Here is a 22,951-nt window from a genome sequence, read left to right as displayed (position 1 = left end):
GATTCGGAAACCGGGTGGCAATCGCCTGTTCGACGCCGTAAGATGGTTGGCATATCGGGCATTCCCTCCCTGCATCCCGCCCGAAGCGATCCCGCCCACAACCGCTCCCCCTTCCAACACGGTGCCACGATGTCGCGTCCCGACTCGTCGAAGCTGATGCTCGCGGCCGTGCTCTGCTGGCATTCCGCCGGCTGGGCGTTCGGCGCCGAGCCCCAGGCCCCGACGGCCGAGCAGGTTCGATTCTTCGAATCGCAGGTGCGTCCGGTCCTGGTGGAGCAGTGCGGCAAGTGCCACGGGGCGAGCAAGCCCAAGGCGGGCTTCCGCGTCGACTCGCGGTCCGCCATGATCTCCGGCGGGGACACGGGCCCCGGCGTGGTCCCCGGCAAGCCCGACGAGAGCTTGCTGATGGCCGCCTTGCGCTACGAGGGGCCCGAAATGCCCCCCAAGGGGAAGCTGCCGGCCCGGCAGATCGAGGCCATCGCCCAGTGGATCACCATGGGCGCCCCCTGGCCGGGCGGGGACGCCGCCCCGGCCGAGGTTGCCGCCGAGCCCGAGCATGGGTCGATCCGCCGCCCCGGCTACGCCGTGACCGACGCCGATCGGTCGCACTGGGCATTTCGCCCGCTGGTCCGCCCCGAGGTCCCCAAGGTCGCCGATGCCGCCTGGGCCGCCCGCCCGATCGACGCGTTCATCGCCCGGGGGCTGGAGGCGAAGAAGCTCGCCCCCAACCCTCCCGCATCGCGGTCGGAGCTGGCCCGACGCATCACCTACGACCTGACCGGCCTGCCGCCGACGCCCGAGGAAGTCGCCGCGTTCGAGGCCGATTCCGCCCCCGATGCCTACGAGAAACTCGTGGACCGGCTCCTGGCCTCGCCCCATTACGGAGAGCGTTGGGGACGCCACTGGCTCGACCTCGTCCGCTTCGCGGAGACCAACAGCTATGAGCGTGACGGTGCCAAGCCGAATGCCTGGCGCTTCCGCGACTACGTGATCCGATCGTTCAACGAAGACAAGCCTTACGACCGGTTCGTCCGCGAGCAACTCGCCGGCGACGAGATGCCCGATGGCGGCGTCGATGGCCTGACGGCGACCGGCTTCTATCGCCTCGGCCTCTGGGATGACGAGCCGGCCGACCGGGAACAGGCCCACTTCGACTCGCTGGACGACATCGTCGCGACCACCAGCCAGGTCTTCCTGGGGTTGACGGTCGACTGCGCCCGCTGCCACGACCACAAGCTCGACCCGATCCCGCAGAAGGACTACTACCGGTTCCTTTCGTTCTTCGGCAACATCAACGATTACCGCAACGGCGGGCCGACCGACGAGTCCTTGATGTTCCGCGACGACGAGGCCCGCAAGGCCCACGAGGCGGCCATCGCGGAGATCAAGGAGAAGCGCGATCGCGCCCAGGCAGAACTGACCGCCATCGAGACGGAATTCCAGGATCGCTACCGGGCCTCGGGGCGAGGAGGGGTCGTCCAGCGTGCGGACATCGTGGACCTGTCTTACCGTTTCTATCGGGACACCTGGGACGAATTGCCGACCTTCGACGAGTTGAAGCCCGAGCAGACCGGCCAGCTCCCGGGCGGCCGATTCGACCTCGCCCCCCGCACCCGCGACGAGGCCTTCGGTTTCGTCTTCGAGGGGACGCTGATCGTCCCGGCCGACGGACGCTACACCTTCACCCTCGACTCCGACGACGGCTCGCGGCTCCTCGTCGATGAGAAGAAGGTCGCCGAACGCGACGGCATCCACGGCGAAGGCGACCCGAAGCGCGGATCCATCACCCTGACCCGGGGGCAGGTGCCGATCCGCCTCGAATACTTCCAGAAGGGGCACGGGCTCGGGCTCACCGTGGCCTGGTCGGGCCCCGGCTTCCGGAACCGAGCCCTCTCCGCCCCGATGCAGGACCGGTCCGAGGAGAACGGCAAGGCGAAGGGGACGACCTTCGCCAGCCCATTAGAGCTGGCCCGGATGATCCGCGAGGAGGGCGCCTCGCTGATCGGGGCGGAGAAGGCGGCACGCTACCGGGAGTTGAGGCGTGAACTCGATGCCCTGAAGAAGGCCCAGCCCCCCGGCGAGCGGATCCTCCGCGTGACCGAGGCCGGCCGGCAGGCGCCCGACGTCCACGTCATGCTCCGGGGCAACCCGCACACGCCGGGCGACAAGGTCGATCCGGGGTTCCTCCAGGTCCTCTCCACCGACGAACCTCGGATCCCCGAGCTGTCCTCGGAGATCAACAGCAGCGGACGCCGGCTGGCGCTGGCCGAATGGATCGTGTCGGATCGCGATCCCCTGGCCGCCCGCGTGATGGCCAACCGCGTGTGGCAATACCACTTCGGCCGGGGGATCGTCCGTTCCCCCAACAACTTCGGCACCCAGGGCGACCCGCCCACCCATCCCGAGTTGCTCGACTGGCTGGCCAGCGAGCTGGTCGCCGGGGGTTGGCGGCTGAAGTCGCTCCACCGCACGATCCTCCTGTCGAACGCCTACCGGATGTCCTCGCGCGATCGAGCCGAGGCGGCGAAGGCCGACCCGACCAACGACGCATTCTGGCGGTTCGACATGCGTCGCCTCTCGGGCGAGGAGATCCGGGACTCGGTCCTGGCGATCACCGGGACCCTGAATCCCCGGATGTATGGGCCGGGCGTTTATCCCGCGATCCCGGCCGAGGTGCTCGCCGGGCAGTCGAAGCCGGGCGACGGCTGGGGCAAATCCTCGCCCGAGGAACAGGCCCGCCGCAGCGTCTACATCCACGTCAAGCGATCCCTGCTCTATCCGATCCTGGAGAGCTTCGACTTCGCCGAGACCGACCGGTCGACCCCGGTCCGGTTCGCGACGACCCAGCCGACCCAGGCCCTGGGGATGCTCAACGGCTCGTTCCTCAACCGGCAGGCCGTCCTGCTCGCCGACCGGCTGACCCGAGAGGTCGGCGACGACCCGGGGAAGCAGGCGGCCCGCGCGATCGCCCTGGTCACCTGCCGGCCCGCGCGGCCCGACGAGATCTCCCGCGCCCTGGACCTCATGCGGACGCTCCGCGATCGCGACCACGCTTCGGCCCGCGAGGCACTGGAGGCGTTCTGCCTGGTCGCGCTCAACCTCAATGAGTTCATCTACCTCGATTGATCGCGGGGCGGGCCCCGGCCCCCCTGATCCCCCGAACACCGCAGGCCATCGGCCCGAACACCACGCGAAAGAGGAATCCGATGAGTCGTCCTCGATCCGATCAGCCCCGGGGCACGTTCTGCGGCCGCACCCGCCGCGAGTTCCTGTGGGAGGCCGGCGCCGGCTTCACCGGGGTGGCCATGGCCGGCCTGCTCGGCAAGGACGGGCTCGCCAAGGGTGCGGAGATCCCGGCGGAGGCCAGGGCGTTTGCCAACCCGCTCGCCCCCAAGCTGCCGCCGCTGCCTGCCAAGGCCAAGAGCGTGATCTTCCTGTTCATGTACGGCGGGCCGAGCCACATGGACACGTTCGACTACAAGCCCGAGTTGTACAAGCTCGACGGCAAGTCGATCCCGATCAAGACCTTCGGTCGCGGCGGGAAGAAGAACGAGGGGCGCGTCGTCGGCCCCAAGTGGAAGTTCCAGCAATACGGCCAGTGCGGCAAGTACGTCAGCGACCTGTTCCCGAACCTGGCGAACCATGTCGACGACATCGCCTTCATCCACTCGATGACGGCCGACTCGCCGATCCATGGGTCGGCCATGCTCCAGATGAACACGGGCAAGATCCTCTCGGGCAGCCCGTGCCTCGGCTCTTGGGTCAACTACGGGCTGGGCAGCGAGAACGAGAACCTGCCCGGGTTCGTGGTCATGCTCGACCCGACCGGCGGGCCGATCTCCGGGGCCAAGAACTGGTCGAGCGGCTACATGCCGGCCACCTACCAGGGGACGATCCTCCGGTCGGCGGGCACGCCGGTGCTCGACCTCAGGCGCCCCGACGGGCGTTCGCCCGAACAGCAGAGGCGGATGATCGACGCCCTGAACGGGTTCAACGCCGACCATCAGGCCCACCGGCTCGACAACTCGAACCTCGCGGCGCGGATCGCCAGCTACGAGATGGCCTATGCCATGCAAAGCTCGGCACCGGAGGCGGTGGACCTCGACACCGAGACCGACGAGACCAAGGCCCTCTACGGCATCGACCAGGAAAACACCCGCGACTTCGGCCGCCGCTGCCTCCTGGCCCGCCGACTGGTCGAGCGCGGGGTCCGGTTCGTCCAGCTTTACGCCGGCGGCGCCCACAACGACAGCAACTGGGACGCCCACGGCGACCTGCTCAAGAATCACAACTACCACGCCGGCCGGACCGACAAGCCGATCGCCGGGCTGCTGGCCGACCTCAAGCGCAAGGGGCTACTGGACGAGACCCTGGTGATCTGGGGCGGCGAGTTCGGCCGCCAGCCGACCGCCGAGTACGCCGAGGGGACCGGCCGCGACCACAACGCCTACGGCTTCACGATGTGGATGGCCGGCGGCGGGATCAAGGGGGGGATCTCGGTGGGCGAGACCGACGAACTGGGCGGGGCCGCCATCTCCGATCGCTTCCATGTCAAGAACCTTCATGCGACCGTGTTGCACCAGATGGGATTCGACCCCAACGCGCTGACTTACTTCTACGGCGGACTCGACCAGAAGCTCGTCGGCGTGGAGGGGGCCGACCCCATCACCCAGATCATCGCTTGAGTCATCCGTCGCGATCATCCCGGCCGGCGCCGAGGGCAATTCCTTGAACGATCCGACCCAACCGACCTACTCGATCTCCTGGCGTCTTCGCCGCACGACGACCGACTACGCCTTCGTGAGCGTCCCGGTGACCGGCGACCTGATGATCGAGCAGCCCGACGGGACGGGGCGGATCGATGTCCCGCGGATGGTCGAACGCGCGATCGAGATGAGCCGGGCCGAGGGCGTCGTGTGGCATCCCGAAGGTCAGCAGATCGAACCCCACCCGATCCAGACGCCCCCAGGCCCGGCCGGGCCGGTGCCCGAAGCCTGAACGGTGGGCGGGCCCAACCCGGGCCTTTGCCGTCACAGAATCCCTTTTCCACCGAGACGACCTGCTCATGACCGCCCGAGTTGCTACGATCATCGCGATGACCGCCCTGGCGTTCATCGGCCCCATCGTCCTGCGTTCCACCCGGGCCGAGGAGCCGGCCTCGGCGAAACTCGCCCATCGCGTCCTCGGCCAGGATCGCGGGCGGGTCGTCCTCCGCGATGCCGCGGGGCAGGTCGCTTGGGAATTCCCGACCCCCCGTCACACGGCGCACGACCTGTCCGCGCTGGACAATGGCAACTTCCTGATCCCGACCAGCAACACCACGATCGTCGAGGTCACCCCGGACAAGAAGGTCGTCTGGACCCACGTCTCGAAGCCCAAGCCGGGCTACACCGGCAAGGTCGAGATCCACGCCTTCCAGCGCCTGGCCGACGGCCGGACCATGATCGCAGAGGCTGGGAACCGGCGGATCATCGAGGTCGACCAGGACGACAAGATCGTCAAAGAGATTCCCCTGGTCGTCGATCGGCCCGACTCGCACCGGGACACCCGCCGCGCCCGCAAGCTCGACAATGGCCACTACCTCGTCTGCCACGAACTGGACGGGGTGGTCCGCGAGTACGATGACGCGGGCAAGGTGGTGTGGAGCTACAAGCTCGACCTCGCCGGCCGCCCGGCGACCCCAGGCCACGAAGGCCACGGCACCGAGGTCTTCAACGCCCTCCGCAAAGCGGACGGCAACACCCTGATCGCCGGCGGCAACAACAACCGCGTGTTCGAGGTCGACCCCTCCGGCAAGCTCGTCTGGAGCATCGACCACGACGAGCTGCCCGGCATCAAGCTGGCCTGGGTCACCAACCTCCAGCCGCTCGCCAACGGCAACCTCGTCTTCGGCAACACCCACGCCGGGCCCGGCAATCCGCAGCTCATCGAGGTGACCCGCGACAAGAAGGTCGTCTGGACCCTCAAGGACCACAAGATCTTCGGGAACGACCTCGCCGCGGCGATCGTGTTCGACTGAATGCCCGGGGGCGGGCCGGATCATAGGCCCCCCCGATGATGTCACCTGGCCCGATTTGATTCGTCGCTCAGGTCGTCCAGGCCGAGCTTCCTCTCCCAGCGTCCGATGGCGGAGAGGGTGAAGTAGCCGAAGCCGCCGAGCAGCAGGGCGGACATGTCCCGGCCCATCCCGGCGGCGACGCCGACCCCCGCCGTGAGCCAGATCCCGGCGGCGGTCGTGAGACCCCTCACCTGGCTCTCGGTATCCCCCTTCATGATGCACCCGGCCCCCAAGAAGCCGATCCCTGCGATCAATCCCTGGAGGACCCGGGACAGTCCATTGGGGTCGAGCCCCGACTGCTGGGGGATGGCCATGAAGGCAGCTGCCCCGGTCGCGACCAGGATGTGGGTGCGGAGCCCGGCCGCCTTGCCGGCACGCTCGCGATCCCACCCCAGGAGGCCGCCCATCAGAGCGGCGACCAGCAGCCGCACCGCCAGCCGCACGGCGTGGGGCAGGGACAGGTCGGAAAACTCGCCGACCACGGATCGGAAGATCGTCTCGAACATGTTAGACCGAACCTCGCTCATCGATACCGGGAGGCCGGCGGGCGGATCGGGTGACATCCCGAACGCCGGCCGGCGGCTTCATCCTGGATCCTGAATATGCGACCGAGGATTAGTCGCCGACAGCCCGCGACGTCTTCCGACGCGGGTCGGCGACGCCGTGGATCGTGCCGTCCGTGTCCACGACGATCGTGTGGGCATCCCCCTGGATGCCGCCGACGCGGAGCTTGTGGCCCATCGCCTGCAACGCTTCCCGGGTCGCCTGGGACCAGGCGGTCCCTTCCATGTTCAGGACATCCGGGAACCAGGGGTGGTGGGTCCGGGGGGCATCGACGGCCTCTCGCGGGCTCAGGCCGAATTCCAGGACGTTGAGGATCACCCACAGGGTCGTGTTCGGGATGGTCCGGCCGCCCGGAGAGCCCGTGACCAGCCGGACCTTGCCGTCCTTGAGGACGATCGTCGGGGACTGCGAGCTGAGCATCCGCTTGCGCGGGGCGATTAGGTTGGCCGGGGTGCCGATCCGGCCCAGGGTGTCGGTCCGGCCCGGGACGAGGTTGAAGTCGCCCATCTCGTTATTGAGCAGGAACCCGGCGCCGGCCACCACCGACTTGCTGCCGTAGCCCTCCTCCAGCGTATATGTCAGGGCGACGGCGTTCCCCTTCTCATCGAGCGTCGAGAAATGGGTCGTGTGATTCCCTTCGGCCCCGATGATCGGGAACGATGCGAGGCTTTCGCTCGGCGTGGCCTTGCCCTCGTCAATCGATCCGGCCAACTCGTCCGCGTATGACTTGGAGATCAGCTTCTCGACGGGGGCCGTGAAGAAGGCCGGATCGGCGATCGCGGTCGCCCGGGTGTAGAAGCCGCGCCGCATCGCCTCGGTGATCCGGTGGAGCGTGCGGGGGGACTGGGCCCCGTCGGCCTTGAGGTCGAACCGCTCCAGGATGTTGAGCATCTGGACGATCAGGATCCCGCCCGAGGCCGGCGGGGCCATCCCGAAGATGTCGTAGCCCTTGTAGGTGCCGTGGATCGGGGTGCGGGCCTTGGCCTCGTAGGCGGCCAGGTCGTCCATGGTGACGAGCCCGCCCAGGGACTCCATGTGGGCGACGATCTTGCGGGCGGTCTCGCCCGTGTAGAACTCGCCCGGCCCGTCGCGGCCGATCCGGGCGAGGGTGTCGGCGAGGTCGCGCTGGATCAGGCGATCCCCTTCTTTCCAGCGGGCGCCGTCGGGCTTGCGGAAGGCGGCGACCGAGGCGGCGAAGTCGGCGAGCCGGTCGCCGGTCGTCCCCAGGTCCTCGGGGACCCCGGCGCCGTCCTTGGGGTCGTTGGATTCGAGCTGGGCGTTGAGCGAGCGGGCGAGCGTGTCGGAGATCACGAAGCCATCGCGGGCCAGCGCCTCGGCGGGACGGACCAGGTCGGCCCACTTGGCCCGGCCCCAGCGGGCGTGGGCCAGGCCCAGCCCCCGAACGGTCCCCGGCACGCCGGCCGCCTTCGGCCCGGCGCGATGGCCGCGGGCGGGCAGGCCGTTCTCGCCCAGGTACATCCGCTCGGTGGCCGCCTTCGGGGCCATCTCGCGGAAGTCGACCGTGACGACCTCGCGGGTGTCGGCCAGGTAGGCGACGATGAACCCGCCCCCGCCCAGGTTGCCGGCCGCCGGGTGCGTGACCGCCAGCGCGAAGGCCGTGGCCACCGCCGCGTCGATGGCGTTGCCGCCATCCCGCATCACCTGCCGGCCGGCCGCCGAGGCGTCTTCCTGCTGCGACACGACGACCCGCGAGCGAAATTGCCCTTCCTCGGCCGATGCCCGGACCGGACCCCAAACCGCCAACCAACCTCCGACCACCACCCCGACCAGGACGCTTGATCGCATCAGCAAACCCCGACCCCTGACGACCGATCCGAAACCCATGCGCACGCGGAAGCCCATCCTACCAGCCGGTCGGGGCGGGCGGAATCGGCCTCACATCGATCAGGGCGGCGAAGTTATGCCATCGGGGCCTCGACTCGATCCGCCGAGTGGGTCGGGACGACCCGGATCACGACCGACTTCGATGCGGGGGTCCGGCTGCCGTCGGCGAAGTCATCGACCGGCACCAGCACGTTGGCCTCGGGGAAGTAGGTGGCCGCACACCCGCGGGGGATGTCATACGGCACGACGATGAATCGCGACGCGCGGCGCGTCTCGCCGCGGAACTCGCCGATCAGGTCGACCACCTGGCGATCGACCAGCTTCAGGTCCCGGATGTCGTCCGGGTTCAAAAAGACGACCCGACGCTCGTGATAGACCCCCCGATAGCGGTCGTCGAGGCCGTAGACCGTGGTGTTGTACTGGTCGTGGCTGCGGACCGTCATCATCAGCAACTGGCCGGGGAGCAGGGGGATCTTCGGGATCGGGTGGACGGTGAACCGGGCCTTGCCGGTTGCGGTGTCGAACCGGAGCCGGGCGGCGTTGTTGGGCAGGGCGAACCCGCCCGGCCGGCGGACCCGGGCGTTGAAGTCCTCGAAGCCGGGGATGACCTCGGCGATCCGGTCGCGGATCCGGTCGTAGTCGTCCGCCATCCCCTCCCAGTCGATGGGGGAGCCCGGCCCGAGGGTGGCGCGGGCGAGCCCGCAAATGATGGCGGGCTCGCTGAGCAGGTCGTCCGACGCCGGGGGAAGGCTCCCCCGCGAGCCGTGGACGGCGCTCATCGAATCCTCGACCGTGATGAACTGAGGGCCGGACGCCCGGACGTCCAGCTCCGTGCGGCCGAGGCAGGGCATGATCAGGGCCTCCCGGCCGTGGACCAGGTGTGAGCGGTTGAGCTTGGTGGCGACGTGGACGGTGAGGCGGCAGCGGCGGAGGGCCTCGGCGGTGTAGTCGGTGTCCGGCGATGCCGAGTGGAAGTTGCCGCCCATCGCGAAGAAGACGCGGGCCCGCCCCTCGTGCATCGCCTTGATCGCCGCCACCACGTCGTGGCCGTGGTGGCGGGGCGGATCGAACCCGAACGCTGCGCCGAGGCGGTCGAGGAACACCTCCGAGGGGCGTTCGTAGATCCCCATCGTCCGGTCGCCCTGGACGTTGCTGTGCCCCCGCACCGGGCAGGCCCCGGCGCCCGGCTTGCCGAGGTTGCCCCGCAACAGCAGCAGGTTGACGACTTCCTGGATGTTGGCGACGGCGTTCTTGTGCTGGGTCAGGCCCATCGCCCAGCAGACGATCACCCGCCCGGCGTTGGCGTAGATCTGCCCGGCTCGGCGGATCAGTTCGCGATCGATGCCGCTCTCCCGGACGATCTCCTCCCAGGAGGTCGCCTCCAGGGCGGCGGCGAAGGCCTCGAAGTCGGAGGTGTGCTCGGCGATGAAGGCGTGATCCAGGACCTCGCCGGGCCGGCGACGCTCCTCCTCCAGCACCTCCTTCATGATCCCCTTGAGCAGGGCCACGTCGCCGTTGATCCGGACCGGGAGGAACAGTTCGGCGATGGCCGTCCCGCCGGTCAGCAGGTCGCGGACGTCCTGCGGGTGGGAGAAGCGTTCCAGGGCCTTTTCGTGGAGCGGGTTGATGCTGACGATGTGGCAGCCCCGACGCGCGGCGGCTTCCAGGGCCGAGAGCATCCGGGGATGGTTGGTCCCGGGATTCTGCCCGATCACGAAGATGGCGTCGGCCAGGTCGAAGTCGGCGAGCGAGACCGTCCCCTTGCCGACCCCGAGAGTCTCCCCCATCCCGACACCGCTCGACTCGTGGCACATGTTCGAGCAGTCGGGGAGATTGTTGGTCCCGTACAGGCGGACGAACAACTGGTAGAGGAACGCCGCCTCGTTGCTTGTCCGGCCGGAGGTGTAGAAGATCGCCTCATCCGGGGAGGCCAGGGCGTTCAACTCGCGGGCGATCAGGCGGAAGGCTTCGTCCCAGGCGATCGGAGCGTAGTGGTCGGAGCCGGGGGCCAGGTGCATCGGGGTGGTGAGCCGTCCCTGGGATTCCAGCCAGTGGTCGGACTGGTCGAGCAGGCGGGAGACGGGCCACTCCTCGAAGAACTCCGGGGTCACGCGGTGCTTGGTCGCCTCGGCGGCGACGGCCTTGGCCCCGTTCTCGCAGAACTCCGCGTGCGACCCGTGCCCGGCGCCGGGGTCGGGCCAGGCGCAGCCGGGGCAGTCGAACCCGTTGGATTGGTTGACCTTGAGCAGCATCGACACGCTGCGGAGCACGCCCATCTCGTTGACGGCGTGCTTCATCGTGCTCAGGATCGCGCCGAAGCCGGCGGCCGGATGATGATACGGCCGGACATCGACGTCGGCGGTCTCGGGCTTCTTCTCAGGATCGGACACGTCGCCCTCCCTTCCTGGCGTCTAGCGGAGCGGGTCGATCCGGTGGGCATGGGTATAGACGTTGAACCGGGAGCCCCGGAGGAAGCCGACCAGGGTGATCTTGAGCCGATCGGCGACCGCCACGGCGAGGCTCGACGGGGCCGAGACGGCGCAGACGATGGGCACCCCCGCCACGGCCGCCTTCTGCAAGATCTCGAAGCTGGTCCGCCCCGAGACCATCAGGATGTGGCCGCCCAGCGGGACCATCCCGTCGAGCAACGCCCGGCCGACGATCTTGTCGACCGCGTTATGCCGCCCGACGTCTTCGCGGAGGGCGATCCGCCCGCCTTCGGCATCGAACAGGCCGGCCGCATGCACCCCGCCGGTGCGGTCGAACCCGCTCTGGGCCGACCGCAGGGCATCGGGCAGGCCCACGATGGTCGACCGTCCGACCACCGGGCCATCGCCGACCGGGTGGCAGATCACGGCCACCTTGTCCAGGCTGGCCTTGCCGCAGACCCCGCAACTGGAGGTCGCGTAGAAGTGCCGCGTCAGGCCCTCCCCGTCGAACGGCCGGTTCAGGGCGACCCGGACGATGTCGCCATCGTGGATCAGGTGCCGGGCCGACAGGTCCAGTTCGTCGCGGGAACGGATCAGCCCTTCGGTGAACAGGAAACCGACGGCCAGTTCGAGGTCATGCCCCGGCGTCCGCATGGTCACGGCCACGCTGACGGGCACCTGCCCGGGCCCGCGCGCCCGGATCTCCAGCGGTTCCTCGACCGCCACCCAGTCCTCGTCGGGCACGGCAGCCTCGGGGCCATACCGGACGATCGGCAGGGGCGCGACATCCCGGGGAGCGGGCGGACGCTCCTCGCGGGGCTCGGCGAGGGAGGGCGGGAAGGTTTCGCGGCTCATCAAAGGCCCGGGAGAGGAGCTTTGCCGAGGCGATCGCGGGGATCGCCGGCGGGCAATCCCTCCTTCGAACCTTATCCGCGCCGGGGGCTCAGGTCCACTGCCCGCCCGACTTATCCTGATAGATCGACCAGACGTAGCCGTCCGGATCCTTCAGGGCGAATTCCCGCCAGCCCCAGGGCTGGTCGACCGGCTCGCTGGAGACGGAGAGCATCGCCCCCTCGTCGAGGCAGTGGTGGTAGAAGGCATCCACGTCGTCGACCCGCACCTGGAGGTGGATCCCGACACCCAACTTGTTGTTCTGGAAGTCGGCGGTTTCCTCGTCCTGGGGGTGGAGCATCAGGGTGAAGTCGCCCAGGCGGAGCAGGGCCAGGGTAAGCGGGCCGCCTTCTTCCTCGACGTGGAGCTGCACGACCTCGGCGCCGACGATCTCGTGGTAGAAGTCGAGCGACTTCTGGACGTCGTCGACATACATGAAGACGCTGGTCACCTGGACGTCCATCGTGTCTCCCTCCTCAGATCGCCCCAAGACGTGTCGAGGCGGGAGGATACCCTGTACCCCCGGGTTCCGCAACGCGAGCCTGGGCGGCGGCGGGGCTCACGGTTTCGGCGCGTCGTCCGCCAAGAAATCGACCGCCTGGCGGATCGCGGGGAGCAGGAATCCGGCCGCCGAGTAGTGCCCGCAGGGGAACCAGACGATCGGCGGGCGGCCCGCCGCATCCCACAGGCTGCGGGCGGCGGACGGAGGGATCACCTCGTCGATGCTCCCGGCGAACATCAGCATCTTCTTGCCCGCCAGCCGGTCGGCATAGGTCAGGGGGTCGAGCGGCAGCGTGATCGCCCGGAGGTCGGCCTGGGTCCGGCCCGAGGCCAGCCAGCCCTTGCGATAGCGGGCGGCGTCGGGCTCGTCCATCGTCCAGAGGATCTCGTCCAGACCGCCGCCGGCCAGCAGGGTGACCACCTTGCCGATCTGCGGGTCGGCGGCCGCCGCCAGGGCCGAGGTCAGCCCGCCCAGGCTGATGCCGGTCACGCCCAGCCTGGCAGGATCCACCCCGGGCTGATCCGCGAGCCAGGCGATCCCGCGTCGGACATCCAGGACCCCTTGCCGCATCGACCGGGTGGACCGTTCGATGTCTTCCGACAGGAACTTCACGCCCCCGCCGGCCGGGCGGCGCTCCCCATAATAGGGCAGCTTGAGGAACAACGCCCCGACGCCCCGGTCGGCCAGCCGGGCCGCGTAATAGCGGGACAGGGCGAAGTCGGCCCCGAGGATGTGCAGGACCACCACAGCCGGATGCCGGCCCGGCCGGGTCGGGCGGAAGTATTCGGCGTGGACCGTGTTGTTGGCCGTATCGGGGGTCTCGACCGGCGACGGGAACCGGACCTTGCTCACGTCGTACGCGGGGGTGACCCGCACCGTCTCGCGCTCGTAGGTGAAGGTCGCGGCCGGGAGCCGGAACAGCTCGGGAACCTGCGACTCGGCCGGCGTCGGCCGGAAGGTGGCCGTGCCGAGGGTGACGGTCTGGGCGAGGAGGACGGTCGCAACCGCAAGGGCGGGCGGCATGAGGGCGGGTCCCATCGGGTCGCGGTTGCCAGGATCGGGGGCGGTCGCTACAGTACCCCGCCTCGTCCACCGGGGGAAAGGGAATTCCCGCCATGAGCCTCGACCGCCTCGCCGCCCTGCGCGGCCTCCGACCCGAACGGGTCTGCATCCTCAAGCCGAGTTCGCTGGGCGACATCGTCCACGCCTTGCCCGTGCTGGCGGCGCTCCGGGCCCACTGGCCCGACGCCCACCTGGCCTGGGTCGTCAATCGCGGCCTGCGCGGGCTGCTGGACGGCCATCCCGACCTCGACGAGGTGATCCCCTTCGATCGCGCCGCCGTCAAGTTTGGCGTGGCCGGGGCCCGCTCGGTCGGCGGATTCCTCCGCGACCTCCGCCGCCGCCGCTTCGACGTGGCGATCGACCTCCAGGGCCTGCTCCGATCGGGCATCATGACCTGGGCGACCGGGGCGAAGTACAAGGTCGGCCTGGCCTCGGCCCGCGAGGGGGCCGCCCGGTTCTACAACGTCCGGGTCGAGACCCCCGACCCCGAGGAACATGCCGTCGACCGCCTCCTCAGGGTCGCGACGGCGTTGGGGGCCGACGCGACGAACCCCCGGTTCCGCGCGGCGATCGGACTCGACGACGCCCGGTGGGCCGCGACGATCCTCCAGGGCGTGCCACGGCCCCGGCTGGCCCTCAACGTCGGGGCCCGCTGGCTGACCAAGCGCTGGCCGCCGGCCCAGTTCGCCGCGGTGGCCCGCCGCGCGGTCGCCGAGCGTGGCGCGGGGCTGGTCCTGGTCGGCGCCCCCGAGGATCGTCCCCTGGTCGACGAGTTGCTCAGCCACCTCGGGTCGATCCCGGCCCTCGACCTCTGCGGCCGGACCAGCCTGCCCAAGCTGGCGGCGATCGCGTCCGAGGTGGACGTCTTCCTGTCCAACGACACCGGGCCGCTCCACCTGGCCGCCGCCGCCGGGCCACGGGTGGTCGGGGTCTACACCTGCACCAGCCCCGGACGCACCGGCCCCTACGGGCCCCGCGCCCTAGCGGTCCGCAGCTGTGTCCACTGTGCCCCGAGCTATCGCAAGACCTGCCCGGACCTGATCTGCATGGCCGAGCTGACCCCGGAACGGGTCTGGCGGGCGGTGGCCCGGAGCCTACCCGCCGAGATCGCCCCGGCCCGCGAGGCCGGCTAGGCCGGCGGGCGTGGATCGGTCCCGGCCTGTTTCGGTTGGATCGCCCCGAGCATCGCGCCGATCAGGAGGATCTGGACCAGGACCAGCGCCGCGAACGGCAGCCAGGCGGCCGAGGGGGGGAGCCCGGCCACGAATCCGGGCCAGGCCAGTTCCACCAGGTTGACCGCGAAGCGGCGGCCGAAGGTCCAGCCGGGCAGGGGGGTATCCCCCCGCCACAGGGGCCACACGGCGGAGGCCAGGGGGGATGCGATCGGGTCGGGCACTCGGGCCCCGACCCCCTGGAACAGCAGGATCACCGCACCGCCGGCCATCGTTAGGATCAGGGCCAGGAAGCTCGCCCACCGCCCGCCCGCGGCCAGCAGGGCCGCGACCGGCAGCATCGCGAACGGGAGCATCGGCACCAGTAACCGAGGGCCGGTTGTCCACCCGCCCGTCCACTCGGGATAGCTCAGGTTGACCAGGAGAATGGCCCCCGCCGTCGCCACCACGACCCCGACCATCCCCCACGCCCGGCGGGCCGCCAGGACCCCGAGCCCCGGGATCGACAGGATCAGGATCGGGGCGTAGCGGATCAGACCGCGACGCTCCCCCCACAGGAGTTCCCCCGCCCGATGCCAGTCGGGCCGGGCCAGGCCGAGCGGGTTGTCGTCCGAGTGGACCTCCTTGAAACGATCCAGGATCAGGAAGAAGTAGCCCATCTTCCAGGGCGATCCGAACGCCAGGGTGTTGTAGGTCAGCAGGATCAGCGTCGGCCCGACCGTCCCGAGGGCGAACCACAGGAGAAGCGCGAGCGGCCTCCGCTGACTGACCACGAGCGACAACGCGAACCCGGCCAGGATCGACGAGACCGGCCCGACCTGGATCTCGATCACGGACGCGTAGGCCGCCAACGCCCCGGCCGCGAACCAGCGGAGACGCGGGCGGGCCCCATCCCCGGACCAGAGCAGCGCGAATGAGGCCAGCAGGCAGAACGCGGCCGGTTGATGCCCGTAGGCCAGCGTCCCATAGGCAAAGGCGGGCGTCGCGAGCCCGTAGGCCAGCCCGACCAAGGCCGCCCGCCTCGGCCCGCATCCCAGGCGGAGGGCCAGCACAGCCAGGATTGCGCCCGCCCCGGCCGTCATCACCCCTGACGTCCCCAGCGTGATCCAATAATCGGCGGGCCAGTAGGCGAACCCGGGCACGCCCAGCGGGTGATCGGGGGACGAGAAAATGAGCTTGGCGATTTTGTAGGGGATGGCCGCCAGGAGCGAGAAGCCGGGGTTCTTCTCGGTGTAATAGTGACCGTCGCGCCGGGCAAGGTCGCCGGTCTGCGTTTCCAGGCCGTCGATCGAGAGCGAGCCGCGGTCGACCATGGCATAGGTGAGCATCAGCCGGCTGGCCGTGTTCCAGTCCCGCCCATGCCAGAAGAAAGCGTAGCTCGCCAGGAGGATCAGGAAGGTCCAGGCGGCGGGGTGGCGGGCAAGCTTCACGCGGCCTTCTCCGTCCGGACGGACCGGCGCACCCAATCGAACCCAAGGACCAGGCCCATCGCCGCCAGCAGGGCCGACCCCGGCTGGATCGACAGGTAATAGCGGTCCCAGGCCAGCGGGATGAACGAACCCACCACGCCGAGCGCAATCAAGGCCTGGAGCGCCACGGCCCATGCCGTAGGGGGCGACCCGGCCCTGAGTTGATCGCGACCGAACCGAATAGCCAAAACGAACCCAACCCCGACCAGGGGGAGCCAGACACACGCCCCCCGGTCCTGGGACCAGTCGAACCGGCGGGTGGAGTCGGTCCAGCCCCTCGGCCCGAACAGCCCGAATCGCCCGAAACCCTGGATGGCCACCGCCTTGATCTGATCGATGGGGCCGTTCAGGGCGTCGGCAGGGAAGATCAACCGAGCATCTTTCGAGACACCCGCGCGATGATCCTTGACCTTCTGCACCCGCTCCAGGAACGTCAGGTTGGCGATCGGTTCCAGGTTCGCCGGGATTGGTCCCGGCGGCCGGGCGGTGAGGAATGGATTCAAAGCCACGAACAAGGCGAAGGCCAGGATCCCGGCGGCGAAACAATCCCCGACAAACGCCCATCGACCCCGGAGCGAAAACGAACCCAACGCCAGACCGAGGGCCGCCCACCCCGCCAGAACGAACCCACCGAGGGCCCCATTCAGCTTGGACAGGACGGCCAGCCCGGCGCAGGTCCCGCCGCCGACCGCCAGGACGAGCGTCGGCCACCAGATCGATCGGCCGCCGAGCAATCGCTTCCAGGCCCAGAGGCCGATCGCGGCGGTCGCGAGGATCATGGCCTCGCTCGGGACGTCGGACATGGCCCGGCGGGCATGCATCCGATAGAGCGGGTTCGCCATCAGGGCCAGGGCGGCGAGCAGGCCGACCCGGGCGTCGAAGCTCATCGTCCCGAGGGCGAAGATCGCCACGCAGCCGATCGCCCCGAACAGGACCGAGGGGCGGCGGGCGGCGACCAGGGCCTCGGGCGAGACGAATTGCCGGCTGGTGTTGGCATACCAGGCCCGCGCGGCGGCCGGCCCCGGCCTGGGGAACCCCTCCAGGCGGAGCGCCAGGCCGATCAGATATTTCGGGAGGGGGGGTAGATCATACCCCGGATATTCGAGCCAGGTCGGATCGTCGTGCCTGCCACCAATCAACAAGTCCGCATAAAACGACTGCGAAATGTAGGCAGACTCGTCCACGAAGTGGGGTTCTGCGGATAAGTTGGACCCGAACACGACCAGGGCCATGACCCCGACCAGCCCCCCGACCCAGCGAGAATGAGCGTCGAGCCAGTTGCGTAAGCCGGGTAAATGCTGCGGGTTATGCCAGAGATTCGTCACGTTTTCCCGTCGATTCGTCAGGATGGAGGGCCCGAATCCACCCACATCTTAGAAATCCTCCCGGATTTTTGGCAACGCCCGGTTCATCGGCTAAGTTTCCTCGACGGCACCAAACGGGGCCGTCACCCGGGTCCGATCGATGAGGCTTGCCCCTGACCTGGGGTCGCCCATCGCGACGATGACGGGACGGCCAGGACGGTCGAAGCAGCGAGCATCCACGTTCCACGACATCGACCCGGTCACCTTGAAATCACACCATCGAGGGCGTCCCGTGCGTCATTCGAACGACTTCCTGTCCCAAGACGAACCGCGCCGGGATCTCCCCGGGTCGGTCCGGCCTCGGCGCGGGTCGCGAATGGTGCCGGATCCGCGCGTCGAGATCTCGAATGTGGCCCGGCTCGAGCGGAGGACTGGCGGGGCGGTGGAAGACCCTCGTTCGGGCCCGGCATCATCGGGCCCGACGGCCCGGTCGTCGGCGTTCGATGGACCGGCGAAGCCGGACGCGGCCGAGGTAGCGAGGATCTGGGTCAGAAGATGGGAGAGTTCCGCGATGACGATGAATCGCAGTTCGGCCGGTGGGCTCCCGAAAGGGTCCCTGGCACCCCGCCGTTGGGCTAAGCCTCCCGGACTGGGCCTGCTGGCGCTGGCGCTGATCGCCCTGGCCCAGGTGGGTTGCCGATCCGATGGGTGCAGCACCTGCGGCCTGGGGGGGATCGGCACCAAGTTGAGCAATGGGGTTCAGGCCCTCGGCTCCCGCTTCCACCAACGCGGGGCCACCGTCGTGACCGGCGGCGGGGGGTGCTGCGGCGGCGGTGCCGTCGAAGAAGGGCTCATCATCGATGGCGGCGTGCCCGTCACGCCCGTCGTCCCGGTCGTGCCCGGCGGTCTGATCCCGGCCCCGGTGGAAACCGGCCCGACCGAGTTGCAGCCCCTCGACCCCAAGCCGGCCGGCCCCTCGCCGACCGGCGCGGTATCGACCCCATCGACCTCGCAGAACCGACTTCCCGTCGGGGCCAACCGGTCCGCCTACGAGGCGAATCGGAAGGCCTCGCCCACGCGGAGCCGTTATGGCGACGTGGCCCGGGCCGTCCACACCCCGTCGTCCCCCGGCAACGGGGCGGCGGCGGGCGGGGCGTCGAACTTCCTCGACCACCTGCCGCCCGTCGACCTGTCGACCGACGTGACCAGCAAGGCCGTGGTGCCGGTCGGGAACGTCCCGGCCCCGGCCGTCTCGCCGGATGCGAAGGACGTCGCACCGGCCCCCGAAGCTCGACCCGCCGCCGCTCCCGTCGCCGAGAATCTCTCGGCGGCGGAGGGGGCGGATGCTGCGTTGCCCAGGCTCGCCGCCCCGATTGCTTCCAGCGCCACCCCCGGCATCGTCCGTTGCAGCTCGGTGGAACCCCACCTGATGGGGGGCAGCCTCCCCACGGTCGAAGGGCTCGACTGGCTCAAGCAACGCGGCTACAAGACGTTCCTGGACCTGCGCGCCCGCACCGAGGTCGATCCGGCTTTCGTCGATTCCGTCTCCGATCGTGGCCTGGTTTACGTTGCACTTCCGATCCTGGCGAACCGTCTGGACTCCGCCCGTTTGGCTCGTTTCGACGATCTCGTTTCCCAGTCCGAAGCCCGTCCCCTTTACTTCTGCGACACCGATGGATCGCGCGCCGGCCTGGCCTGGTACATCCACCGGATGACGGTCGACCATTACGATGCGCAAGCCGCCGAGCATGAAGCCATCGAGGTCGGGCTCCCGGGGGACCGGCTCGCGGAAGCCAAGGCGTATCTGGCGGCTCAGGGAGTCCGTTCGCGCATGCCGACGGCCGCCGCTGCCATGCCGGCCCCGGCACCGGCCCCGGCACCTACCCCGGCCCCCGCACCCAAGCCTGCGGAGAAGCCGGCCCCGGCACCGGTCGCCGCCGAGCCCGCACCCAGCCCGCCGCCCGCCCGGACCGCCGAGGTGGAACTTCCGCCCTCGGCTTCGTTCGCGATGTCCTCGGGCGAGGGTTCCGACAATGCCCCCGAGTCGGAGCAGGTCGAGCCCCCGGTGATCGAGGCACCTCCGATCGAGGCGACTCCCGTGGCGGCCTCGCCGGCGCCGGCCCCCGCGCCGGAACCGACGACCGAGCCGGCTTCCGACATGAGCGACGTGCTCCGCCCCCAGGCGAACGCCCATCGACCCGAGATCCCCTTCGACCCGAAGGCCTGGAAGTCGGTGGCCACGCTGGTCCTCGCCTTCGTCGGCCTGCCCCTGGCCTACTGGAGCCGATCGGCCCTCAGCCTGGCCCGGTCCTCGCGGGCCAATCGGAAGGCAAAGGGGCCTCGATCGATCGAGGCTCGCCCTTCGTCGGATGCGTGAACCGGAGTTGGTGGGCATGCAGGGCGATCCGGGGCCGCCCATCTTCCGCGTCGAGCCGGACCCGCGAGCCATACTTCCGGTCGCCCACGATCGGGAGCTTCCGGGAGGCGAGTTGGACGCGGATCTGATGGCCCCGGCCGGTCGTCGGGGTCAGTTCCAGGGTCGCCCGCCCCAGGTGACGGTCGAGGACGCGATAGGCCAGGTGGGCGTGCTGGGCGCCCGGCGTGCCCTGCGGAACGGATGCGACGGTGTTGGTCGACTCGTCCTTGACGAGCCAATCGACCATCTCCCCTTCATCGTCGAGGCGTAGAAGGCCTTCCACGACCGCGAGGTAGGTCTTGGTCACGCCGCCCCGGCGGAACTGGTCGGACAGCCGGGTCGCGGCCTTGCTGGTCCTCGCCACCAGGATGGCGCCGGAGGTCGGGCGATCGAGCCGGTGGACCAGCCCGACGAAGACGTTGCCGGGCTTGGCGTAGGCTTCCTTGAGATAGGCCGCGACGACATCCACCACGCTCGGGTCGCCGCCGGCATCCCCTTGCGAGAGGAGGCCGGCCGGCTTGTTGAGCACCAGGCAATGATTGTCTTCGTACAGGATCGGGATCATGGGGCCTCGGCAGGCTCAGTCGGGGACCGGCCCCTCGTCGTCGTGATCGGCGGGATAGGGCGACGCGGGACCATCATCGACGTGGTCGATGACGACGTCGGTGGGATGGGCCTGGCCGGGCGGGACGCCCTCGCCCGGCAGGGCGTGGCGATGCCGCTTATCCAGCAGGTGCCCGACGTCGAACCGCTCGCCGATGTAGTACCGGCGGACGTCCGGGTTGTTGATGATCTCCTCGCGACCGCCGTAGGCGAACACCTGGCCTTCGCGGATGACGTAGGTGCGGTCGGTGACTTCCAGGGTCTCGCGAAACTGGTGGTCGGTCAGGAGGATGCCGAGGTTGTGGACCTCGGCGAGGTTGCGGATCGCATCCTGGATCTCGCCGACGGTCTTGGGGTCGATGCCCGCGAACGGCTCGTCGAGGAGGATCAACTTCGGCTCGGTGATCAGGCAGCGGGCGATTTCGAGGCGTCGCCGCTCGCCGCCCGACACGCGGTTGGCCTTGGTCGCCCGGATGTGGTTGAGCCCGAACTGGCTGAGGAGTTCGTCCTGCCGGAGCTTCCGGGCGCGGCGGTTCAGCCCCTTGCGGGTCTCCAGGATCGCCATCAGGTTATCCTGGACCGAGAGCTGCTTGAAGACGCTCGAATCCTGGGCCAGGTAGCCCATCCCGGCGCGGGCCCGCTGGTACATCGGCAGCTTGGTCACGACCTGGCCGTCGAAGACCACGGACCCGCCGTCGGCATCGATCAGGCCGACGGTCATGCGGAAGCTGGTCGTCTTGCCGGCACCGTTGGGCCCGAGCAAGCCGACGATTTCCCCCTGGTTCACGTCGAACGTGACGCCGTTGACCACCTTGCGGCGGCCGTACCATTTCTCCAGGCCGCGGACATCCAGCAAAGGCATCAGGACGATCCTCCATGATCGCGTGGCGAGGCGGGCTCGGTCGTGGGGCTCGGGCCTGGATCACCGGATCCATTTCATCCGTTCGACATAGGGGCGGAAGGGGACCTGGAGGTCGCGATTCAGGCGGATGTCGGGGCCGAACGGCTTACCGTGGGGCCAGTAGACGAAGAACGCCTTGCCGATCAGCATCGAACGCGGGACTTCCCAGCTCGACCGCTCCACCGTCCTCCACGCCCTGTCGTCCGAATTCCAGGCCCGGCTATCCCAGCTCCTCGGGCTATTGTCGCCCATCATCATGAAATGGTCCGGGCGGATCGCGTAGGGATCGCCCGGCGGCAACTCGCCGAAGGCCGCGAACTGGGCCGGATCGGACAGGAAGTCGAACATCGCTATGACGCGGCTTGTCTCGGAGGTCGCGCCAAGACCGACCGGGATCTTCACGTCGGGGAATCTCGGGTCCAGGGTATAGTAGATATCGCGTTTCACGACAAGGCCGCTCACCGCGACCGCGGCCCCATCCCGGATCGACACCCCGGCCGGGGTGAGGTCCGACGCATCGGGCGCCAGGGTCATGTCCGGGGATTCTTCATAGACGAGGCCGTCGCCGAATGGGGTCTGGCCGTCGACCCACAGGGTCAGGCGATCGTCGACGTTGGCAAACTCGACATCATGGCCGCCGAGCCCGACCAGCGCGGTGGTCGCCTCGCCGAGCTTGGCCTCGCCGTGGTAGAGGGTTGCCTTGCCGGTCGCGAGGTCGAACTCGCACCGGTTGGTCACGCCGCCTTCGACCAGCTCGAAACGGACATGGCCCACCGCCTTGGTCACGTCCACCCGCCCGGAGACGGTCAGGTCGCCGACCCAGTTGGACTGGAGCCAGTTGTCGTACGGGTTCTGGCCGACGTTGCTGTTATAGCCGTAGAAGTCAGTGATCAGCGAGGGCCGGGGGGCCCGGGGGAGCTTCTCGCCGGCCTCGATCGCGGCCCACTGCTCGGGGTCGGGGATCAGGTGGCGATAAGCCAGCCTCGACCATTCGACGCCGGCCGGGTCCGATGCGACATAGCGGCCGGGCGTCTCTTCCTTCCAGCCTTCGGCCCCTTTCCAGCGATCCCACTCGTGGAGGTCGCGGAGCTTCGCGGCGCGGTGGGCGTCGTCGTAGACCGTCATCTGCATCGCACGCTGGTGATGGAGCGGCTTGCGCTGAATCCGGAAGGCGTCCGCGGTGCCGCCCGGCCGGGTCTGGATGTCGCCCCGGTTGAGACGCAGGTCTTCGCCGGGCAGGCCGACCATCCGCTTGATGTAATTGGTCTCGGGATTGACCGGGTAGTGGAAGACCACCACGTCCCACCGGCTCGGGCCCGAGGAACCGGGCAGGAACGGCAGGTCGTAGGGGAACTTCATGACCAGGATCCGGTCCCCCTTGTAGCTGGGGGTGTCGGTGACCCGGGCGGTGTACCGGCAATTCGGACAGATCCCGACCTCCTCCAGGCGGCCCCGCCGGACCATCGCCTCGCTCTCATCCGAGGCGTTGATGGCGTAGAGGAACACGCACTGGGGGCAGTTGATCTCCTTGTGGCGGCCCATGAGCGTGGGAGCCATCGATCCAGTCGGGATCACGAACGCCTCGGCATCGAACCCGCGGACCAGCATCGCCAGGACGATGGCCACGACGAACTGCTCGATCAGGTCGCGCCAGGATTCCTTGGGCTTGGAAGGGGGAGGGGGGGTCTGGGCCATCTTGGGTTGAGGGGCGGGGATCGTGGGTGTCCGACTCATC

General features: G+C 69.3%; 17 protein-coding genes. 6 read left to right on the top strand and 11 right to left on the bottom strand.

Annotated features, from left to right (window positions below; translation table 11 throughout):
• Window positions 1-129 precede the first annotated feature (129 nt).
• The 4 genes from TA3x_RS22875 to TA3x_RS22860 all read left to right on the top strand — a co-directional run bounded on the left by TA3x_RS22875 (window position 130) and on the right by TA3x_RS22860 (window position 6,019).
• Complete coding sequence (locus TA3x_RS22875) at window positions 130-3,126, top strand: DUF1553 domain-containing protein (RefSeq protein WP_435016989.1); 2,997 nt, start codon at window positions 130-132, stop codon at window positions 3,124-3,126.
• Between the two features lie 80 nt (window positions 3,127-3,206).
• Window positions 3,207-4,685 carry a DUF1501 domain-containing protein gene (locus TA3x_RS22870; RefSeq protein ID WP_435016988.1) on the top strand — a complete coding sequence of 493 codons (1,479 nt, stop codon included), beginning with the start codon at window positions 3,207-3,209 and terminating at the stop codon, window positions 4,683-4,685.
• 43 nt (window positions 4,686-4,728) lie between these two features.
• Window positions 4,729-4,998, top strand: a complete 270-nt coding sequence (locus TA3x_RS22865; protein ID WP_435016987.1) for a hypothetical protein — start codon at window positions 4,729-4,731, stop codon at window positions 4,996-4,998.
• 67 nt (window positions 4,999-5,065) lie between these two features.
• Entirely contained in the window at window positions 5,066-6,019 is a 954-nt protein-coding gene (locus tag TA3x_RS22860; protein WP_435016986.1) for a beta-propeller domain-containing protein, read from the top strand.
• Window positions 6,020-6,060: 41 nt separating this feature from the next.
• On the opposite strand, the gene TA3x_RS22855 is transcribed toward TA3x_RS22860, so the two are convergent.
• The 6 genes from TA3x_RS22855 to TA3x_RS22830 form a co-directional block, all read right to left on the bottom strand.
• Window positions 6,061-6,564 (bottom strand): MgtC/SapB family protein, encoded by a 504-nt coding sequence (locus tag TA3x_RS22855; RefSeq protein WP_435016985.1) that lies wholly within the window; start codon window positions 6,562-6,564, stop codon window positions 6,061-6,063.
• A gap of 109 nt (window positions 6,565-6,673) precedes the next feature.
• Window positions 6,674-8,428 carry a gamma-glutamyltransferase gene (gene ggt / locus TA3x_RS22850; protein ID WP_435016984.1) on the bottom strand — a complete coding sequence of 585 codons (1,755 nt, stop codon included), beginning with the start codon at window positions 8,426-8,428 and terminating at the stop codon, window positions 6,674-6,676.
• Window positions 8,429-8,541: 113 nt separating this feature from the next.
• Window positions 8,542-10,857: an FdhF/YdeP family oxidoreductase gene (locus TA3x_RS22845; RefSeq protein ID WP_435016983.1), complete on the bottom strand. Its 2,316-nt coding sequence runs from the start codon at window positions 10,855-10,857 to the stop codon at window positions 8,542-8,544.
• Window positions 10,858-10,878: 21 nt separating this feature from the next.
• Entirely contained in the window at window positions 10,879-11,751 is an 873-nt protein-coding gene (gene fdhD, locus TA3x_RS22840) for a formate dehydrogenase accessory sulfurtransferase FdhD (RefSeq protein WP_435016982.1), read from the bottom strand.
• A gap of 88 nt (window positions 11,752-11,839) precedes the next feature.
• A complete protein-coding gene (locus TA3x_RS22835) occupies window positions 11,840-12,250 on the bottom strand; it encodes a VOC family protein (RefSeq protein ID WP_435016981.1) in 411 nt (136 codons plus the stop codon).
• A gap of 96 nt (window positions 12,251-12,346) precedes the next feature.
• On the bottom strand, window positions 12,347-13,312 hold the full coding sequence (locus TA3x_RS22830) for an alpha/beta hydrolase (protein WP_435016980.1): 966 nt from the start codon (window positions 13,310-13,312) through the stop codon (window positions 12,347-12,349).
• A 92-nt stretch (window positions 13,313-13,404) separates the two neighbouring features.
• Here TA3x_RS22830 and TA3x_RS22825 point away from each other — a divergent pair, with 92 nt between their 5' ends.
• Entirely contained in the window at window positions 13,405-14,484 is a 1,080-nt protein-coding gene (locus TA3x_RS22825; RefSeq protein WP_435016979.1) for a glycosyltransferase family 9 protein, read from the top strand.
• Here the strand turns inward: TA3x_RS22825 and TA3x_RS22820 are convergent.
• A complete protein-coding gene (locus tag TA3x_RS22820; protein ID WP_435016978.1) occupies window positions 14,481-15,953 on the bottom strand; it encodes a hypothetical protein in 1,473 nt (490 codons plus the stop codon). The two genes, TA3x_RS22825 and TA3x_RS22820, sit on opposite strands and share 4 nt — an antisense overlap.
• Window positions 15,950-17,317 (bottom strand): ArnT family glycosyltransferase, encoded by a 1,368-nt coding sequence (locus tag TA3x_RS22815; protein ID WP_435016977.1) that lies wholly within the window; start codon window positions 17,315-17,317, stop codon window positions 15,950-15,952. The genes TA3x_RS22820 and TA3x_RS22815 overlap by 4 nt, the downstream gene beginning before the upstream one ends.
• A 550-nt stretch (window positions 17,318-17,867) precedes the next feature.
• Between TA3x_RS22815 and TA3x_RS22810 the strand changes: the two genes are divergently transcribed.
• Entirely contained in the window at window positions 17,868-19,673 is a 1,806-nt protein-coding gene (locus TA3x_RS22810) for a fused DSP-PTPase phosphatase/NAD kinase-like protein (RefSeq protein WP_435016976.1), read from the top strand.
• Here TA3x_RS22810 and TA3x_RS22805 read toward each other — a convergent pair.
• The 3 genes from TA3x_RS22805 to TA3x_RS22795 are packed head-to-tail and all read right to left on the bottom strand — an operon-like array spanning window position 19,591 to window position 22,950.
• Window positions 19,591-20,277, bottom strand: a complete 687-nt coding sequence (locus tag TA3x_RS22805) for an RluA family pseudouridine synthase (RefSeq protein WP_435016975.1) — start codon at window positions 20,275-20,277, stop codon at window positions 19,591-19,593. The genes TA3x_RS22810 and TA3x_RS22805 overlap by 83 nt on opposite strands.
• A 15-nt stretch (window positions 20,278-20,292) precedes the next feature.
• The gene (gene lptB / locus TA3x_RS22800) at window positions 20,293-21,177 is read right to left on the bottom strand and encodes an LPS export ABC transporter ATP-binding protein (RefSeq protein WP_435016974.1); all 885 of its coding nucleotides are present in this window, start codon (window positions 21,175-21,177) and stop codon (window positions 20,293-20,295) included.
• Window positions 21,178-21,237: 60 nt separating this feature from the next.
• Window positions 21,238-22,950: a S26 family signal peptidase gene (locus TA3x_RS22795; protein ID WP_435016973.1), complete on the bottom strand. Its 1,713-nt coding sequence runs from the start codon at window positions 22,948-22,950 to the stop codon at window positions 21,238-21,240.
• Between the last annotated feature and the right edge of the window lies 1 nt (window position 22,951).

Origin of the sequence: Tundrisphaera macrotermitis (genome assembly GCF_051175315.1) — a bacterium.
In the GTDB taxonomy this organism is placed as follows: Bacteria; Planctomycetota; Planctomycetia; order Isosphaerales; family Isosphaeraceae; genus Tundrisphaera.
The sequence above is the reverse complement of the archived record's forward strand: the minus strand, read 5'-3'. Positions and strand labels throughout refer to the sequence as shown.

Excerpts from the sequence above, each read along its gene's own strand:
- TA3x_RS22855 (WP_435016985.1), bottom strand. The coding sequence starts at position 6,564 with ATGTTCGAGACGATCTTCCGATCCGTGGTCGGCGAGTTTTCCGACCTG.
- lptB (WP_435016974.1), bottom strand. The coding sequence starts at position 21,177 with ATGCCTTTGCTGGATGTCCGCGGCCTGGAGAAATGGTACGGCCGCCGC.
- TA3x_RS22825 (WP_435016979.1), top strand. The coding sequence starts at position 13,405 with ATGAGCCTCGACCGCCTCGCCGCCCTGCGCGGCCTCCGACCCGAACGG.
- fdhD (WP_435016982.1), bottom strand. The coding sequence starts at position 11,751 with ATGAGCCGCGAAACCTTCCCGCCCTCCCTCGCCGAGCCCCGCGAGGAG.
- TA3x_RS22795 (WP_435016973.1), bottom strand. The coding sequence starts at position 22,950 with ATGAGTCGGACACCCACGATCCCCGCCCCTCAACCCAAGATGGCCCAG.
- TA3x_RS22810 (WP_435016976.1), top strand. The coding sequence starts at position 17,868 with ATGACGATGAATCGCAGTTCGGCCGGTGGGCTCCCGAAAGGGTCCCTG.
- TA3x_RS22860 (WP_435016986.1), top strand. The coding sequence starts at position 5,066 with ATGACCGCCCGAGTTGCTACGATCATCGCGATGACCGCCCTGGCGTTC.
- TA3x_RS22870 (WP_435016988.1), top strand. The coding sequence starts at position 3,207 with ATGAGTCGTCCTCGATCCGATCAGCCCCGGGGCACGTTCTGCGGCCGC.
- TA3x_RS22830 (WP_435016980.1), bottom strand. The coding sequence starts at position 13,312 with ATGCCGCCCGCCCTTGCGGTTGCGACCGTCCTCCTCGCCCAGACCGTC.
- TA3x_RS22835 (WP_435016981.1), bottom strand. The coding sequence starts at position 12,250 with ATGGACGTCCAGGTGACCAGCGTCTTCATGTATGTCGACGACGTCCAG.
- TA3x_RS22875 (WP_435016989.1), top strand. The coding sequence starts at position 130 with ATGTCGCGTCCCGACTCGTCGAAGCTGATGCTCGCGGCCGTGCTCTGC.
- TA3x_RS22805 (WP_435016975.1), bottom strand. The coding sequence starts at position 20,277 with ATGATCCCGATCCTGTACGAAGACAATCATTGCCTGGTGCTCAACAAG.
- ggt (WP_435016984.1), bottom strand. The coding sequence starts at position 8,428 with ATGCGATCAAGCGTCCTGGTCGGGGTGGTGGTCGGAGGTTGGTTGGCG.